General features: G+C 70.6%; 15 protein-coding genes. 3 read left to right on the top strand and 12 right to left on the bottom strand.

The window, feature by feature from the left end:
- Positions 1 to 181: 181 nt before the first annotated feature.
- The gene (locus AC068D_RS12655) at positions 182 to 601 is read left to right on the top strand and encodes a hypothetical protein (protein ID WP_478822968.1); all 420 of its coding nucleotides are present in this window, start codon (positions 182 to 184) and stop codon (positions 599 to 601) included.
- Between the two features lie 34 nt (positions 602 to 635).
- Here the strand turns inward: AC068D_RS12655 and AC068D_RS12650 are convergent, their stop codons facing one another.
- The 6 genes from AC068D_RS12650 to AC068D_RS12625 all read right to left on the bottom strand — a co-directional run bounded on the left by AC068D_RS12650 (position 636) and on the right by AC068D_RS12625 (position 5,469).
- Entirely contained in the window at positions 636 to 1,802 is a 1,167-nt protein-coding gene (locus AC068D_RS12650; RefSeq protein ID WP_478822967.1) for a serine hydrolase domain-containing protein, read from the bottom strand.
- 112 nt (positions 1,803 to 1,914) lie between these two features.
- On the bottom strand, positions 1,915 to 2,352 hold the full coding sequence (locus AC068D_RS12645) for an organic hydroperoxide resistance protein (protein ID WP_478822966.1): 438 nt from the start codon (positions 2,350 to 2,352) through the stop codon (positions 1,915 to 1,917).
- Between the two features lie 97 nt (positions 2,353 to 2,449).
- Positions 2,450 to 2,914: a MarR family winged helix-turn-helix transcriptional regulator gene (locus tag AC068D_RS12640; protein ID WP_478822965.1), complete on the bottom strand. Its 465-nt coding sequence runs from the start codon at positions 2,912 to 2,914 to the stop codon at positions 2,450 to 2,452.
- Positions 2,911 to 3,660 carry an energy-coupling factor ABC transporter ATP-binding protein gene (locus AC068D_RS12635; RefSeq protein ID WP_478822964.1) on the bottom strand — a complete coding sequence of 250 codons (750 nt, stop codon included), beginning with the start codon at positions 3,658 to 3,660 and terminating at the stop codon, positions 2,911 to 2,913. Before AC068D_RS12635 ends, AC068D_RS12640 begins: the two co-directional genes overlap by 4 nt.
- A complete protein-coding gene (gene cbiQ, locus AC068D_RS12630) occupies positions 3,657 to 4,418 on the bottom strand; it encodes a cobalt ECF transporter T component CbiQ (protein ID WP_478822963.1) in 762 nt (253 codons plus the stop codon). Before cbiQ ends, AC068D_RS12635 begins: the two co-directional genes overlap by 4 nt.
- A gap of 1 nt (position 4,419) precedes the next feature.
- Entirely contained in the window at positions 4,420 to 5,469 is a 1,050-nt protein-coding gene (locus tag AC068D_RS12625; RefSeq protein ID WP_478822962.1) for an energy-coupling factor ABC transporter permease, read from the bottom strand.
- 183 nt (positions 5,470 to 5,652) lie between these two features.
- Here AC068D_RS12625 and AC068D_RS12620 point away from each other — a divergent pair, with 183 nt between their 5' ends.
- Positions 5,653 to 6,015: an SsgA family sporulation/cell division regulator gene (locus AC068D_RS12620; RefSeq protein WP_478822961.1), complete on the top strand. Its 363-nt coding sequence runs from the start codon at positions 5,653 to 5,655 to the stop codon at positions 6,013 to 6,015.
- Between the two features lie 36 nt (positions 6,016 to 6,051).
- Here AC068D_RS12620 and AC068D_RS12615 read toward each other — a convergent pair whose 3' ends face one another.
- Positions 6,052 to 8,226 carry an MMPL family transporter gene (locus AC068D_RS12615; RefSeq protein ID WP_478822960.1) on the bottom strand — a complete coding sequence of 725 codons (2,175 nt, stop codon included), beginning with the start codon at positions 8,224 to 8,226 and terminating at the stop codon, positions 6,052 to 6,054.
- A gap of 227 nt (positions 8,227 to 8,453) precedes the next feature.
- Positions 8,454 to 9,035 (bottom strand): TetR/AcrR family transcriptional regulator, encoded by a 582-nt coding sequence (locus AC068D_RS12610; RefSeq protein WP_478822959.1) that lies wholly within the window; start codon positions 9,033 to 9,035, stop codon positions 8,454 to 8,456.
- A 189-nt stretch (positions 9,036 to 9,224) separates the two neighbouring features.
- Between AC068D_RS12610 and AC068D_RS12605 the strand changes: the two genes are divergently transcribed.
- Positions 9,225 to 12,740, top strand: a complete 3,516-nt coding sequence (locus tag AC068D_RS12605; protein ID WP_478822958.1) for a S41 family peptidase — start codon at positions 9,225 to 9,227, stop codon at positions 12,738 to 12,740.
- A gap of 205 nt (positions 12,741 to 12,945) precedes the next feature.
- Here AC068D_RS12605 and AC068D_RS12600 read toward each other — a convergent pair whose 3' ends face one another.
- The 4 genes from AC068D_RS12600 to AC068D_RS12585 all read right to left on the bottom strand — a co-directional run bounded on the left by AC068D_RS12600 (position 12,946) and on the right by AC068D_RS12585 (position 16,639).
- A complete protein-coding gene (locus AC068D_RS12600; RefSeq protein ID WP_478822957.1) occupies positions 12,946 to 13,209 on the bottom strand; it encodes a hypothetical protein in 264 nt (87 codons plus the stop codon).
- A gap of 96 nt (positions 13,210 to 13,305) precedes the next feature.
- Positions 13,306 to 14,187: an SDR family oxidoreductase gene (locus tag AC068D_RS12595; RefSeq protein WP_478822956.1), complete on the bottom strand. Its 882-nt coding sequence runs from the start codon at positions 14,185 to 14,187 to the stop codon at positions 13,306 to 13,308.
- A complete protein-coding gene (locus tag AC068D_RS12590) occupies positions 14,184 to 15,107 on the bottom strand; it encodes an alpha/beta fold hydrolase (RefSeq protein WP_478822955.1) in 924 nt (307 codons plus the stop codon). The genes AC068D_RS12595 and AC068D_RS12590 overlap by 4 nt, the downstream gene beginning before the upstream one ends.
- Positions 15,104 to 16,639 (bottom strand): flavin-containing monooxygenase, encoded by a 1,536-nt coding sequence (locus AC068D_RS12585; protein WP_478822954.1) that lies wholly within the window; start codon positions 16,637 to 16,639, stop codon positions 15,104 to 15,106. Before AC068D_RS12585 ends, AC068D_RS12590 begins: the two co-directional genes overlap by 4 nt.
- Between the last annotated feature and the right edge of the window lie 155 nt (positions 16,640 to 16,794).

Genomic DNA, 16,794 nt, shown 5'->3' with positions numbered 1-16,794 from the left:
GTGGACGCCTCCCGGTTGACGACTGATCCGCGCAACTCCCCTTCCAAAAACGGCACTTGATGCAACAGTTTTCGAACAACACCTACCGGAGGGCGGTGGCGGGGCCTTGTGGCGTCCAATCCGAGGGCGATCTGCCACGCCTTCCGCATCCGACCGGCGCCTGCCGGCCCGCACCGGACGCATGGGCGCCGTGGCCCTGGCGTTGTGCTGCGCCGTATTGCTCTCCGCCTGCGGCAACGGCGGGGGCAAGGCCCCGGACCTGAAGGACCAGGACCGATTCATCAGCGACTACGTCCGGCTCCTCAACGCTTCGGACGAACCCGGTCTGGCGCGGCTGCTCGACGCCCATCCGAAGGGCACGGAGGACGCCCGAGCCCGGATGGGGGCCTACGGCGGTCAGGGCTGGGAGGTTCGCTGGACGCGGACGTCGGAATTCGCCCGGGTGTGGCAGGTGCACCTGGTCGGCGTCTCGGACCGGGGCGGCAGGAGCGTGGATGTGACCGAGACGGTGACGTGGGAGGACGCCCACTGGGTCATGACCCCGATGGACGGGGTGGTGCCGGCCCCGTCCCGTGCGGCGGCGACCGCACCACCCACGTGACCGAGGACGCCCCGGAGGCATCGCTCCATGGGCGTCACTCGTCCGCCGCCGAACGGGCCGCCCTGACGAGAGCCTGGGCGCGCGGGTCCGCCGTGACCCCCTTGCGCATGCCGTTCGTGACATAGCCGAGTGCAAGGCCCGACTCCGGGTCCGCGAGGCCGAGTGAGCCGCCGCGGCCCGGGTGACCGAACGAGCCGGGACCCAGTAGCGGTGACGCCGGGCCGTGGAGCATGTAGCCGAGGCCGAAGCGGGTGCCGACGACGAGGACGCGGTCCGGTCCCACGGACTCCTCGGTGCGGGCGAGGGTGAGGGTGGCGGGGGCGAACAGCCGGTGGCCGTCCACCTCGCCGATGGTGGCCGCGTAGAAGCGGGCCAGGGCACGGGCCGTGGAGATGCCGTTGGACGCGGGGAGTTCGGCGGCGCGGTAGCGCGGGTCGTTCTCGTCGGGCATCGGGTCTATCGCCCCGAAGGCGCGCCGGGTCAGGGAGTCCGGGTCGCGGTACGCCTCGGAGACCGACCTCTTGGGGCGCAGCTTCAGCCCGCCGCCGACGGCCGTGGGGGGTTCCTCGACCGGACCGATCCGGCCCACCCGGTGCGCCTCGTCGGCGGGGAGCCCGATCCAGAGGTCCAGGCCGAGCGGGCGGGCCAACTCCTCGGCGACCCAACGGCCGATGCTGCGGCCGGTGACCCGGCGGACGAGTTCGGCCAGCAGCCAGCTGTAGGTCTGTGCGTGGTATCCGTGGTCGGTGCCGGGCTCCCAGGCCGGGGCCTGTGCGGCGACGGCGAGCGCCCCGGACGTGCCGTCGGCGGCCTCGGCGGGCGTGAGGGGTCGGTCGAGCACGGGCAGTCCGGCCCGGTGCGACAGCAGATGCCGTACGAGCACCCGCTCCTTGCCCGCCGCCTTGAACTCCGGCCAGTACGTCCCGACAGGTGCGTCCAGATCCAGCTGCCCGCGCTGGTGCAGCAGCAGCGGTACGGCGGCGGCGACACCCTTGGTCGCCGAGCGGACGACCTGCGCCGTGTGCACGGCCCAGGGATCGGTGCCGTCCACGTCCCGTGTGCCGGCCCAGAGGTCGACGACCTTCACCCCGTCCTTGTAGACGGCGACGGCCGCGCCGCGTTCCCCGCGCTGCTCGAAGTTGCGCACGAACGCGTCCCGGACCGGCTCGAAGCCCTCCGCCACCGTGCCCTGGACGTCCACGTCACACGCTCCCTGTTCTCCCGACCGACCGGCTCCTTCCGGCTCCGTCCATGGTGCAACGTGGTCGTCGGGTTCCCGATCCCGGGTCGGGTTCCCGGCCGGGTTCGAGGGGTCAGCCGATCATGATCGAGACGTCGATGTTGTCGCGCGTGGCGTTGGAGTACGGGCAGACGTGGTGTGCAGCGTCCACCAGTTCGGCGGCGAGCTGCTGGTCGAGCAGGGGCAGCGAGACGCTGAGGGAGACCGCGAGCCCGTAGCCACGGGACTTGTTCGGGCCGATGCCGACCTTCGCGGCGACCGTCGAGCGGCTGAGGTCGTATCCGGCGCGGCGGCCGACGAGGACGAGCGCATTGTGGAAGCAGGCGCTGTAGCCGGCGGCGAACAGCTGCTCCGGGTTGGTGCCGTTGCCGTCCCCACCGAGGGCCGGCGGCATCGCGAGGCGCAGCTCGATCCGGCCGTCATGGCTGGTGACATAGCCGTCGCGGCCGCCGTGCGCCGTGGCTTCCGCGACGTACATGATCTTCGTCGGACGGGTGTCCTGATCGGTCATGATCCATCCCCGCATGAATAAGGTGCACACAAGTACATCGTGCACAATGTATCGAGGTCCGACGAGACCTCATTACCCGGGGGTAGGGAAGGGATTCTCAGACCTGGCCCGACGCACGCGCCGCAAGATCGTGCAGCTCCGCCCGTAGCCGCTCGATCTCCTCGGCGCCCATGCCGGTGCTCACGAGCAGCGAGGCGGGCACGCGTTCGGCGGGCTCCCGCAGCGCCTGCCCCGCCTCGCTCAGCACCACCCGCACGGAACGCTCATCGGCCGCCGACCGCTCCCGGCGCACCAGGCCGGCAGCCTCCAGCCGCTTCAGCAAGGGCGAGACCGTGCCGTAGTCCAACCGCAGCGCCGTCGCCAGGTCCTTCACCAGGATCTCGTCCCGCTCCCAGAGCACCAGCATCGCCAGGTACTGCGGGTAGGTGAGTCCGAGTTCGTCGAGGAGTGGCCGGTAGGCCGCGGTGACCGCGCGCTGCGCCGCATACAGTGCGAAACACAGCTGGTCGTCCAGCAGCAGCGACGCCGCGGGCCCGGGGGTGGCCGTCTGCTCCTCGTTCACGCGCCCATTGTCACAGCACGGGGATCGAAGCCGAACGGCAGCTCCAGCCGGTGCGCCCGCATCAGTTCGGCGTCGCCGAGCAGTTCCTGCGTCCGGCCGTCGGCGGTGATCACGCCTTCGCTGAGGATCACCGAGCGCGGGCACAGCTCCAGGGCGTACGGCAGATCATGGGTGACCATCAGGACGGTGACGTCCAGCGAACGCAGAATGTCGGCGAGTTCGCGGCGGGAGGCCGGATCGAGGTTGGACGAGGGCTCGTCGAGCACCAGGATCTCCGGCTCCATCGCGAGCACGGTGGCAACTGCGACCCGGCGGCGCTGGCCGAACGACAGGTGGTGCGGCGGGCGTTCGAGGTACTCCCCCATGCCGACCCGGTCGAGCGCGCCCCGCACCCGCTCCTCCAGCTCCGCGCCGCGCAGCCCGGCTGCGGCCGGCCCGAAGGCGACGTCCTCCCTGACCGTGGGCATGAAGAGCTGGTCGTCGGGGTCCTGGAAGACGATGCCGACCTTCCGGCGGATCTCGGCCATGTGCTGCTTGCCGACCGGCAGTCCGGAGACGGTGACCGTACCGGCCCCACCGGTGAGGATGCCGTTGAGGTGCAGGACGAGGGTCGTCTTTCCGGCCCCGTTCGGACCGAGCAGGGCCACCCGCTCGCCGCGCGCGATGCCCAGATCGACACCGAAGAGGGCCTGGTGGCCGTCGGGATAGGCATACGCGAGGCCGCTCACCTCGAGGGACATGTTCATAGGGTCCAGCCAAGCAGACAGACGGCGAGCGCCGAGAGCGGGAGGGCGGCCGCATGCGCCCATTGGGTGCGGGAGGCGGTGACCTCGTCGATCACCGGCATGGTGCCCGCGTAGCCACGGCTGACCATGGCCAGATGCACACGCTCGCCGCGCTCGTAGGAGCGGATGAACAGGGCGCCCGCGGACTTGGCCAGCACGCCCCAGTGGCGCACGCCGCTCGCCTCGAAACCGCGCGAGCGGCGGGCGATGGACATGCGCCGCATCTCGTCGGTGATGACGTCGCCGTAGCGGATCATGAAGGAAGCGATCTGCACCATCAGCGGCGGCAGTTTGAGCCGCTGCAGTCCGAGCAGCAGGGAGCGCAGCTCGGTGGTCGAAGCGAGCAGTACGGAAGTGGCCACGCCCAGCGTGCCCTTGGCGAGGATGTTCCAGGCGCCCCACAGCCCGGGCACGGACAAGGAGATCCCGAGCAGCTCGGTCCGTTCGCCCGGCACCACGAACGGCATGAGCAGCGCGAAGGCGACGAACGGGATCTCGATCAGCAGCCGGCGCAGCAGAAAGCCGGCCGGGATGCGGGCCACCGCCGCGGCGCACGCCACCAGCGCGGCGTACAGACCGAAGGCCCACACCGCCTCGCGCGGGGTCGCGACCACCACGACCACGAAGCCCAGCGCCGCGGCGATCTTGCAGTGCGGGGGCAGCCGGTGGACCGGCGAGTCCCCGTGCCGGTAGAGCTTGTGGGCGTGGCCCGCACCCATGTCAGGCGGTCCCCTTGGTCGCGGTGGCGACGGGCTCGTCGTGACGGCGGCGCTTGACCGCCCAGAAGACCCCGCTGCCGACCGCGACGGTGGCACCGACACCTATCGCACCGGCAAGGCCGCCGGAGACCCGGGCGTTCTCGACGTCCTTGACGCCGTAGTCCGCGAGCGGGGAGTCGGCGGCCGCGTGGTCCTCGACCTTCTTGTCGATGCCCTTGTCGGCGGCGACCTTCTCCAGGCCGTCCGGGTCGGCGGAGGCGTAGAAGGAGACGAAGCCGGCCAGCACGATCGAGATCACCATGCCCGCGATCCACACCGGGCGCGGGGAGCCGGGAGCGGCGGGCGAGGCGGGCGAGGGGGCGGCGTCGACCAGCTCACCGCCGACCCGCAGCTTCAGCGGCGCGGACAGCCCGCGGGCGCCGTACACGAGGTCCGGACGCACGGCGATGACCGCGCCGACCGTGGCCGCGGTGATCGCGGCCTCACCGATGCCGATCAGCACATGGACACCGACCATTGCGGTCAGCACGGTGCGGATCGGAACATCGGTCGTGCCGCCGATCGCGTAGAGGAGAGTGAAGGCCACGGCCGAGGCCGGCACGGAGACCAGGGCCGCGACGAACGAGGCCGCGGTCACAGAGCTGCGCCTCCTGGGCAGCAGGCGCACCAGACCTCGGAAGACGGTGTAGGCGACCACGACGGTCACCACGCCCATGACGACGATGTTGACGCCGAGCGCGGTGAGGCCACCGTCCGCGAAGAGCACGCCCTGCAGCAGCAGGACCACGGATATGCACAGCACACCCGTATAGGGGCCGACGAGTATCGCCGCCAGAGCGCCGCCGAGCAGATGGCCGCTGGTGCCGGCCGCGACCGGGAAGTTCAGCATCTGGACCGCGAAGATGAAGGCGGCGACGAGACCGGCCAGCGGCGCGGTGCGCTCGTCGAGCTCCCTGCGCGCACCACGGAGGCTGACGGCGACGGCGCCGGCGGCGGCAACGCCCGCCGCGGCGGACACGGGAAGATCGATGAATCCGTCCGGGACATGCATGGCGGGCTCCGCTTTCGGGACAGGCCGGTAGGGACCTGGCTGGTCAACCGTCCGATGATGCGCCCTCTTGCGAATGTCTCGCAAGTGCGTACCACATACAAAAGCAAGCGACACGCCTGGGTTTCCCATGGCGAAATGTGGGACATTAGATGACAAACAGCAGCAAATGTGAGGAGCCGACCGATGCCATCCACCGTCGAGCCCCCCTCCGTGCTGGAGCATGCGAAGGCCCGGATCGTCAACGACGCACCCCACTTCCGATCGGTGCCCGTCTCCCTCCGCTATGAACCCGGGGACGACCGCGACGTCGTCCGCTTCGTCTTCCCCACCGGCGCCGAATGGACCTTCGGCCGCGAACTCCTCGAGTCGGGACTGCGCGCCCCCGCCCGCAGCGGTGATGTCGCCATCTGGCCATGCGGCCGCGCACAGGTGGTCGTCGAGTTCCACTCGCCGGAAGGAGTGGCGGTGATCCAGTTCGACTGCCGCCCTCTGCTGCGTTTCCTGCGCCGGACATACGCGGAGGTGGCCGCGTCCGTCACCAAGTAGGGACGGACACGGCCACCTTCGGAGCGGCAGGGCCACTCAGGCGCTGACGAGCTCCCGCTCCCCTTCGGGTCCGGCGGCACCGGCGTCCTTCTTCTGCAGCTGCTCACCTTCGACGTCCACGCTCGGCAGGGCGCGGTCCAGCCAGCGGGGCAGCCACCAGGCCCGGCGGCCGAGCAGGGCCAGCACCGCAGGCACGATCGCCATGCGGACGACGAACGCATCGAACAGGACGGCGACAGCCAGGCCGAAGCCGATCATCTTGACCATCTGCTCGCTCGACCCGATGAACCCCGCGAAGACCGCGATCATGATCACTGCGGCCGCGGTGACCACACGGGCACCGTGCCGGAATCCGGTGACGATCGCCTGGCCGGGCCGCTCGCCGTGGACATAGGCCTCACGCATCCGCGTGACCAGGAAGACCTCGTAGTCCATCGCGAGGCCGAAGACCACTCCCACCATGAAGATCGGCATCATCGACATGACCGGGCCGGTCTGCTCGACGCCGAAGACGGACCCGAGCCAGCCCCACTGGAAGACCGCGACGACCGCGCCGAGGGCGGCGACCACCGAGAGCAGGAAGCCGAGCGCCGCCTTGAGCGGGACGAGGACGGACCGGAAGACGATCATCAGCAGCAGGAACGCCAGGCCCACGACGAGTGCCAGATAGGGCACCAACGCGTCGTTCATCCGCTGCGAGAAATCGATGTTCATCGCGGTGGCACCGGTGACCTGGACGCTGTCGTCGGTGGTGTCACGGATGGTGTGGACGAGGTCCTCGGTCTCCGTGGAGCTCGGCCGGCCCTCCGGGATGACGGTGATCATCGCGGTGTCACCGGTCTTGTTGTACGTCGCCGGGGTGACGGCCACGACCCCGTCGAGACCCGAGATCTCCTCGGCGGTGCGGTCCGCCGTCGCCTTGTCGCCATCCACGACGACGAGCAGGGGTCCGTTGAAACCGGGCCCGAAGCCGTCGGAGAGCAGGTCGTAGGCCTTGCGCTGGGTGGTGCTGGTGGGCTGGGAACCGTCGTCCGGCAGTCCGAGCTCCAGCGATGCCGCGGGCACCGCGATGGCACCGAGACCCAGGACGCCCACGAGCAGCACGGTGACCGGGCGGCGCAGCACGAACCTCGCCCAGCGCGTGCCCATGTTGGGCCTGTCCTCCGCCGCGGTCCGGGCAGCGGCGTTCTTGCGCGCCTTGCGGCCGACCACCCGCTTGCCGGCGAAGCCCAGCAGCGCCGGGATCAGCGTGAGCGCGATGAGGACAGCGATCGCGACGGTGCCGGCAGCCGCGAAGCCCATCTTGCTGAGCATCGGGATATTGACGACGGCAAGGCCGACAAGGGCGATGACGACGGTCAGTCCGGCGAAGACGACGGCGGATCCGGCCGTACCCGTGGCACGTCCGGCGGCCTCCTCGTGCTCACGGCCCTCGGCCAGCTCGGCGCGGTAGCGGGAGACGATGAAGAGGGCGTAGTCGATGCCGACCGCGAGGCCGATCATCGTCGCGAGGGTCGCCGTGGTCGAGCCGAGGTCGAGCGCACCGGCCAGGGCGGTGATCGTGGAGACCCCGATACCGACACCGATGATCGCGGTGATCAGGGGCAGCCCGGCGGCGACCAGCGAGCCGAAGGTGATGAGGAGGACGACGGCGGCGATGGCGACGCCGATGACCTCGGAGGCGCCGGTCTCGGGGGCGGCCTGAAGTGCGTCACCGCCGATCTCGACGGTCAGCCCGGAGTCCTCCGCCTCCTTGCCGGTTTCGGTCAGGGCCTCCCGGTCCTTCTCGGCCAGCTCCATACCGCTGACCTTGTACGAGACCTGGGTGTAGGCCACGGTGCCGTCCTGGCTGACCGCCTTGGCCTGGTACGGGTCGACGACCGATGCGACCTGGTCGGAGCCCGACTTCAGCTCCGCGACGGCCTTCTTGACCTCGGCCCTGTGGGCGGGGTCGGTCACCTTCTGGCCCTTGGGCGCCTTGAAGACGACCCGGGCGGTGGCGCCGTCGGCGCTCGCCCCCGGGAAACGCTCGTCTATGAGGTCGAAGGCCTTCTGCGCCTCGGTGCCCGGGATGGAGAACGAGCTGGACGTGGCGGTGGTCGCGGAGGCCGCAGCGACACCGGCGATGGCGAGCAGGGCCACCCACACCAGGGCGACGAATCGGCGGCGGCGGAAGGCGAACCGCCCGAGTTTGTACAGGAACATGGCCACGGGTACGGACTCCCGGTCAGGTCGTTGGGACAACAAGTGGGCAGGGATGACCAGCCCGACGACGTGAGCGGTGCGCGTCAGGTGGGACTTTGTTCTGTGGTGCGGGGAAATTCGGGCGCCGTGGGCGGGGAGACCCTGTGCGCGGAGCACGACGGCGGCCGGGTGGCGCTACACCGGAGGGCGGCCCCCGGGGATCCCGGACCCGGAGGAGGGCCGGGGTGCCGGAGTCACCGGACGCCCAGCGCGGGGAGCACGACGGCGTCCAGGTAGCTGCGCAGGAATTCCTGGCTCATCGGCTCGTCCTTGATCAGCGGATGAGCCACGAAGGCGCCGACCAGCATGTGGGAGAGGAATGTCAGTGCGGGGTTGTCCGCGGCGATCTCGCCACGGTCGATCGCCCGCTGCAGCATCGTGTCCAGCCCGGTGATCTCGGGTTCGATGAACAGCTCACGCAGTGCCTGCAGCAGGTCGTCGTTCTCGTGGACGGCCCGGGTGAGACCTCGCATCAGCGCGGTGTCCCGTTCCATCTGGCAGTCGTCGGAGAGCGACACCATCTCGTGGAAGTCGCCGCGGAGACTTCCGGTGTCGATCCGGGAGACGTCCACCGGCTTGCTGTTCCGCAGCGACCTCGCGACCAGCTCCGGCTTGCTCCCCCACTGGCGGTAGAGGGTGGCCTTGCTGGAACGGGTGCGGGCGGCGACGGCGTCCATGGTCAGGGCGTCGTAGCCGACCTCGCGCAGGAGGTCGAGCACCGCGTTGTACAGCTCGGCCTCGCGCTCCGGCGTGAGCCTTGTGCGTGCCGATGCCATGGCAACCTCCCAAACGAAACTGTTTCGTACAGTTCGAAGGTACCCCATCGCTTAGCGAAACGAAACCGTTTCGTACGTGTGCTGGGCCACAAGCCCCGCCGCACAGCCCGAGCCGGCCCAAGTCGGCCCGTCCGAACGAGTCCTGTCCCACGAGTTGCCGCGCCCTCCCGGCACGGAAAGCATTGGAAGGTGAGCGAAGACGTCGCGTACCTCCGATTTCCGCATCTGCACGACGACTTGCTGTGCTTCGCGGCCGAGGACGATCTGTGGATCGCGCCCCTCGTCCCCGAAGGCCAACGGCCGGGCCGCGCTTGGCGTATGACGGTCGACCGCACCCGGGTGGGCCACCCCCGCTTCTCCGCGGACGGGCGCTTCATCGCCTACACGAACTGGCGCAGCCTGGACCCCGAGATCCATCTGGCGCCGGTCGACGGCGGTCCCGCCCGCCGGCTCAGCTACTGGGGCTCGACCGACACCCGGGTGTGCGGCTGGGACCCGGACGGCAACATCCTCGCCGTCTCCTCGCACGGCCAGCCGTTCTCGTACTTCTCCTGGGCCTACAAGGTGCCCACGGACGGCGACCCCGGCAAACGCCTCCCCTGGGGGCCCGTCTCGGACATCGCGGTCGCCGATGTCGACGGCTGCCACCGCACACTCCTGCTCACCGGGAAGCCCCCGCACGAGCCGGCGTCGTGGAAGCGGTACCGGGGCGGGGCGACGGGGCGCCTGTACCTGCACGGCGAGCGACTGCTGCCGGACATCGGAGGCCATCTCGACTGCTGCATGTTCGTGGAAGGCCGCATCGCGTTCCTCTCCGACCACGAAGGCGTCGGCAACCTCTACTCCTGTCTCCCCGACGGCACCGATCTGCGCCGGCACACCGACCACGACGCCTTCTACGCCCGGCACGCCTCCAGCGACGGACACCGTGTCGTCTACCAGTGCGCGGGCGATCTCTGGATCGTCGACGACCTGGCCGCGGAAGCGGAGCCACGGAAGCTCGATGTGCGGCTCGGTGGTCCGCGCGCCGGGCGGCGGCCCTACCAGGTACCGGCCGCCAGCCATGTCGACGCGATCTCGGTGGACACGACCGGCCGGGCAAGCGCCGTCTCCGTACGCGGCAGTCTGTACTGGCTCACGCACCGCGACGGGCCCGCGCGGACCATCGCGGACACCCCGGGCGTGCGGGTGCGGCTGCCCGAGATGCTGGGCAGCGGCGGGCAGGTCGCGTATGTCACCGATGCCGACGGCGAGGACGCGATCGAGATCGCCTATCTGCCGAGGGCGAGCGGCGACCGGGAGCCTCGGCGACTGGCCTCCGGGGAACTCGGCCGGGTGCTGGAGATGAGGTCGGACCCGGCCGGGGAGCGGATCGCGATCGCTTCGCACGACGGGCGGCTGCTCCTCATCGATGTGTCCGAGGAGGCCGCGGCAGCCGCGGACACGGAGGAATCGGAGGGCACCGCCGCGACGGAATCGGAAGGCACCGCCGCGACCGGGGACGGCGAGGACACCGCAGGGACCGCCGGCGCTCCGGAGCAGGGGGACACCGCGGGGAGCAGGGCCCCGGCGGACTCCGACGACAGCAACGACAACGAGACCACCGGGGGCACCGGGGACTCCGCCGGCGCCACCCGCCCCGGGAGCCGGGTCACCGAGGTGATCCGCTCCGACAACGGGCCGGTCCGCGATCTGGCCTTCTCCCCGCACGGAAACTGGCTGACCTGGTCGCATCCGGGCATCGGGCGCTCCCTGCGGCAGATCAAGATGGCGCGTGTCGACGGATCGGAGCCCCGCACGGTCGTCGACGTCACCAACGGCCGCTTCGAGGACGAGAACCCCGTCTTCACCCGCGACGGCCGCTATCTGGCGTTCCTCTCGTGGCGCGGCTTCGACCCCGTGTACGACGTGCACACCGGCGATCTGTCCTTCCCTCTCGGCTGCCGTCCCTATCTGGTGCCGTTGTCCTCGGCGACGCCTTCGCCCTTCGCCCTCCTGCCCGACGGGCGGCCGGCCGCCGGCGGGCTGGATCCGACGGTGGCCGACACCCGGGAGGGCACGGCCCTGGTGGAGGTGGAGGGGCTGGAGAACCGGGTCACTCCCTTCCCTGTGTCCGCCTCCAAGTACTCCGCGCTGTTCCCGGTCAGCGGTGGAGGCCTCGTCTGGCTGCGCTGGCCGATCTCCGGTGCGCTCGGCGAGACGTTCGCCAATCCCGCCGACCCCTCGACCCGGCCGACGCTCGAGCACTTCGACATCACCAAGGCCCGCAAGACCGAACTCGTCCAGCATCTCGACTCGTTCGCCGTGAGCGGCGACGGGACGCGTCTGGTGGTGATGGACGACGGCGAGCTGCGGGCCGCGCCGTCGAGTGAGCTGGGCGACGGTGACTCGACCGTCTACATCGACCTGCGCCGGATTCTGCACGAGGTGGACCCGACCGCGGAGTGGCGGGGTGCGTACGAGGAGGCGGGGCGGCTGATCCGCGCCTACTTCTGGGCACCGGACATGTGCGGCATCGACTGGGACGGGGTGCTGGAGCAGTACCGTCCGCTGGTCGAACGTGTCGCATCCCCCGATGAGTTCGCCGATCTGCTTCGCGAAGTACTGGGCGAACTGGGGACGTCACACGCGTACGTCAGTCCCGCGCGACGCAACGAGGGACCGCCGCACTACCAGCGGGCGATCGGCCTGCTCGGCGCCAACCTGGTGCGCCGGGAGGAGGGCTGGGTCGTCGCGCGCATCCTGCCGGGCGACTCGTCCGACTCCAAGGCGCGTTCCCCACTGGCCGGTACGGGCATCCGCGAGGGGGCGGTGCTCACTCATGTGGACGGGCGTCCCGTGGACCCGCTGGCCGGGCCGTATCCGCTGCTGTCCGCGGCAGGCGGCACGACCGTGGAACTGACGTTCCACGCGCCCGTCGCCCACGACGCCTCAGGGGAAAGCCCTTCGGAGCCCGTGAACGGCGGCGAGGGACATCCACGCCGGGTCGCGGTCGTGCCGCTGGTGGACGAACGGCCGCTTCGCTACCAGGACTGGGTGGCCAAACGCCGCGCGGTCGTCAGGGAAGTGAGCGGCGGAAGGTGCGGGTATCTGCACATCCCGGACATGGGCGGTTCCGGCTGGGCCCAGTTCAACCGCGATGTGCGGATGGAGGTTTCCCGGCCGGCCCTCATCGTGGACGTACGGGGCAACGCGGGCGGCCACATCAGCGAGCTGGTCATCGAGAAGCTGACCCGCAGGATCCTTGGCTGGGACCTGACCCGCAACGCCCAGCCCGTCTCGTACACCTCGAACGCGCCGCGCGGCCCGGTCGTCGCACTCGCCGACGAGGCGACCTCGTCGGACGGCGACATGATCACGGCGGCTTTCCGGCTACTGGGGCTCGGCCCCGTGGTGGGCCAGCGCACCTGGGGCGGAGTGGTCGGGATGACCGGGCGGCACCGGCTCGGGGACGGCACGGTGATCACGGTGCCGATGAACGCGGCATGGTTCGAGGAGTACGGCTGGTCCGTCGAGAACCACGGAGTCGACCCGGACATCTTCGCGGAGCGCCCCCCGCTCCACTGGGCCGAGGGCAAGCGCACCGACCTGGAGACCGCGGTGCGGGTGGCGCTCGATCTGCTCGACCGGCACCCGGCGGCAACTCCACCCGGATACGACGGCGTTCCGGACCTCCGACGTCCGAAACTCCCGCCGCGTTCATGATGACGCCGTCGCCCGGGGCGCCGCGCCCCACCACGCGTTCATGATGACGCCGCCGCCCGGGGCGCCGCGCCCCACCACGGACCGGCGGACACCGGCCTCCATGACCGGGAGACCAGCACCGGGGCGCCGAACTCCATGACCGGGAGCGGCACACGCAAGGGGCGCACCCCGTGCACAGGGTGCGCCCCTCGATCAGCCCGGGACGTCAGGCGCCGCGGTCCTCGTCGAAGCGGCCCTGAGCCTCGTGCTGGGGCCGACGCGACGGGTCGCCCATCTCACGCGGCTGCTTTCCGCGCGGGGGCTGCTGCTTCGTTCGCGGCTGCTCGGGGCGGGGCTGCTCCGGGCGGGGCTGCTCCGGGCGGGCCTGCCGCGAGCGCGGGGACTGCTCTCCGCCGGCGTTGCCCGCCGCGTGCTTCGTCCGGCCCGCGAGCTGGTCCGCCTTGTCCTTGAACTGGTCCTGAATACCCATCTGGTTCACTCCTGGAAGGGTGTGAGGGGTGCGGGAGCCACGATCGGCTCCCGGCCTCGACCAGCCTGGCACGCACCGACATACCTCGCATTTCGATCAACTACGCTGCGTGCGCTCCTGCTCGTCGGCGGCGCCGCCCGCACCCACGAGGCCTTTCCTCACCCCGGTCAGCCGCGGCTCGAAGCGTCGCATCTCGCGCTGTCCGACGGTCGCCACGAGCGCCGGCAGGACGCCGCGCACCGACTGCATTCCGCCCAGCCACCACTGCGCGTACACATGGGCCTTGCGCCGCTCGATCCCGGCGACGATCCGGTCCACGGCGGGCCCCAGCGGATACGTACGGTTTCCCGGCCACGGCAGCCGCTGACGCAGCTCCCGCATGACCTCGTCCTGATCGGCGCCGCGCACCATGTCCGTGTCGGTCCAGGACAGATAGCCGACGCCGACCTTGACGCCCTTGTAGCCCACTTCGGCCCGCAGGCTGTGCGCGAAGGCTTCCACTCCGGACTTCGAGGCGCAGTAGGCCGTCATCATCGGAGCCGGAGTGATCGCGGCGAGCGAGGCGATCTGCAGGAAGTAGCCGCGGCTCTCCATCAGCACAGGCAGGAACGCACGGCAGGTGACCGCGCTGCCGATCAGATTGACCTCGATCACCCGACGCCATGCGGCAGGGTCGGATTCGGCGAAGGGCCCGCCGGACGCCACACCGGCGTTGGCGACGACGATGTCGACCTTGCCGAAGCGTTCCTTGACCTCCTGTGCGACCCGCGCCATCGCGTCGGGGTCGGTGACATCGGCATGCCAGTGGTCGCAGTCGGTGTGCAGCCGGCCCGCGACGTCCTTGAGCCGGTCCGGTTCGAGGCCCACGAGCGCGATCTTCGCCCCGCGCGCGGACAGTTTGCGGGCCAGCAGCTCACCGACACCCCGCGCCGCACCCGTGACGACGGCGACCTGGCCCTCGAGACTGACCCTGCTCATACGGTCTCCTCCTTCTTCAGGTATACGTCCACCAGCGCCCGGATCCGATCGGTGACCGCCTCCGGGGCTTCCACCGGGGTCATGTGCCCCATGCCGGCGAGCTCGACCAGGCCCACGCACTCGGGCAGGGCCGCGGCCAGCGCACGGGCATGGACGATCGGGGTGAGCCGGTCGGCGGTGCCCGAGATCACCGCGGTCGGAACGGTCAACTCCCGCACTTCCGTGTCGAGATCGAGCTCGGCGAGCACCCTCGCCCAGGCCACCCGGGTGGGCCGGGCACAGGCATGCACGATACGGGCACACTCGGCGACCTTCTCCGGCGCCGAGCCGGGCCCCATGGTCGCGTAACGCAGGATCCGCTTGGAGACCGGCGTGACCGGTCCGAGCGGGGCGCGTGAGCCGAGTATCGCGCGGGTCATCCGGGCGCGTGCCCGCCCCTGCCGCATCGGCAGCACCAGCGACTCGTCGACCAGCCGGGAACTGCCCGTGCTGCACAGGAGTGCGGCGGCGGCGTGCTCCGTGAACTTCGGCCGCCCCGCGGCCGCCATGATCGTCATCCCGCCCATGGAGTGCCCGGCCAGCACGGCCTTGGTACCGGGCTCCAGCGCGGCGCCGAGCACCGCCTCCAGATCATCGGCGAGGGCCCGGATGCTGTGGCCGCCGTTCGCGACATCCGGGGTGCGGCCATGGCCGCGCTGGTCGTACGCGATCACGCGGTGATCGGCGGCCAGATCCCTCGTCTGCGCCGCCCAGAAGTGGGTGGAGCAGGTCCAGCCGTGGGCGAGAACGATCGCGGGCGCACCCTCGGGGCCGTGCAGCTCGACATGGATGCGCGAGCCGTCCGCGGAGACGGCGGTCGTTTCCCCGGCGGGGACGGGCGGGACGGGGGTACCGCCCGCAGGCTTCATCAGCCGGCTCACTGCGCCTCCTCCGTCACGAGTGCGGCGGCCTCCGCCTGCGCGGGTACGCCGCTGCCGGCGCGCGGGGGACGGATCACCTCGTACTCCGCCAGGTCCACCTCGCGCGTCTCACGGCGGAACTCCCCCGTCGTGCCGGGCCAGATGGTGGTGTTGCGGCCGCTCGCGTCCAGGTACCAGCTGGTGCAGCCGCCCGTGTTCCAGACCGTGCGCCTCATCCGCTCCTGCACCCGCCGGTTCCAGTCACCCACGGCGGACGGCCGCGCCCCGAGCGCCACCTTGCCGCCCAGTACGCCCAACTGCCGCATGTAGTCGGCCATGTAGTTCAGCTGGGACTCGATCATCAGGATCATCGAGCTGTTCCCGAGGCCCGTGTTGGGCCCGATGATCGTCATCCAGTTGGGGAAGCCCGCGGCGGTCGCACCACGCAGTGACTCCATCCCGCCCTTCCACGCCTCGGCGAGCGTGATGCCCTCCGCACCGACCACCCGTTCGGCGATCGGCATGTCGGTGACACGGAAGCCGGTGCCGAAGACGATCACGTCCGCCTCGGTCTCGGTCCCGTCGGCGGCGACGAGCGTCGAGCCGCGCACCTCGGTCAGCCCGGAGGCGACGACGTCCACATTGGGCTCGGCGAGCGCCGGGTAGTACTCGGTGGACAGCAGGATCCGCTTGCAGCCGATGCGGTACGAGGGCGTCAGCTTGGCCCGCAGCACCGGGTCCTTGATGGCCCTGGCCATATTGGCCTTCGCCAGGGACTCGATGAGCCCGAGCTGGTTCGGCCTCTTGGTGAAGGCGCTGACCTGCATCTCCCTGATGCCCCAGAGCAGTCCGCGGCGTGCGGCGCCGGTGAACGGCAGCTGCCGGTGCAGCCAGCGCTCAAGACCGCTGATCCGCCGGTCCATTCGCGGCATCACCCATGGCGGAGTGCGCTGGAACAGCGTCAGCCTGCCGGCCTCCGGCTGGATCGCCGGCACGATCTGGATCGCGGACGCGCCGGTCCCGATCATGGCGACGCGCTTCCCGCGCAGGTCGTGGTCGTGGTCCCAGCGGGACGAGTGGAAGACCTTGCCGGGAAATCCGGCGAGGCCGGGAATCTCGGGAATCCTCGGGTCGGAGAGCGGGCCGGTGGCCGAGACCACCACATCCGCGGTCAGCGTCCCCCCGGTGGTCTCGATCTCCCAGCGCAGCTCGTCGCCGTCCCAGCGCATCAGTGTCACTTCGCGGTTGAACCGAATGTGCGGGCGGAGCCGGAAGATGTCGGCGACCTGCTCCAGATAGGCCCGGATGTGCTGCTGGCCCGAGAAGGTGCGCGGCCAGTCGGGGTTGGGCGCGAACGAGAACGAATAGAGGTGGGACGGTACGTCGCAGGCGCACCCGGGATAGCTGTTGTCGCGCCAGGTGCCACCGACCGAATCGGCCCGCTCCAGGACGACGAAGTCGGTGATCCCCTCGCGGCGCAGCCGGACAGCGGCACCGAGGCCACCGAATCCGGATCCGATCACCGCCACGCGCACATGCTCGTGCTGGCCCATGCCGCCGCCTCCCGCAGACTCCACAGAACCCCGCCAGCAATTACTGGCATGGTGGGGAGATTAGAGCCTCGGCATACCCAGCGGTAGAGGTCGAACCAAACAAGTTACCGGCGGTACAACATAGGCTTGCCACCGTGACGGACGAGCAGCGCAAC

This window comes from Streptomyces sp. NPDC043861 (assembly GCF_056435905.1).
This window is presented reverse-complemented; position numbering and strand designations above follow the sequence as displayed.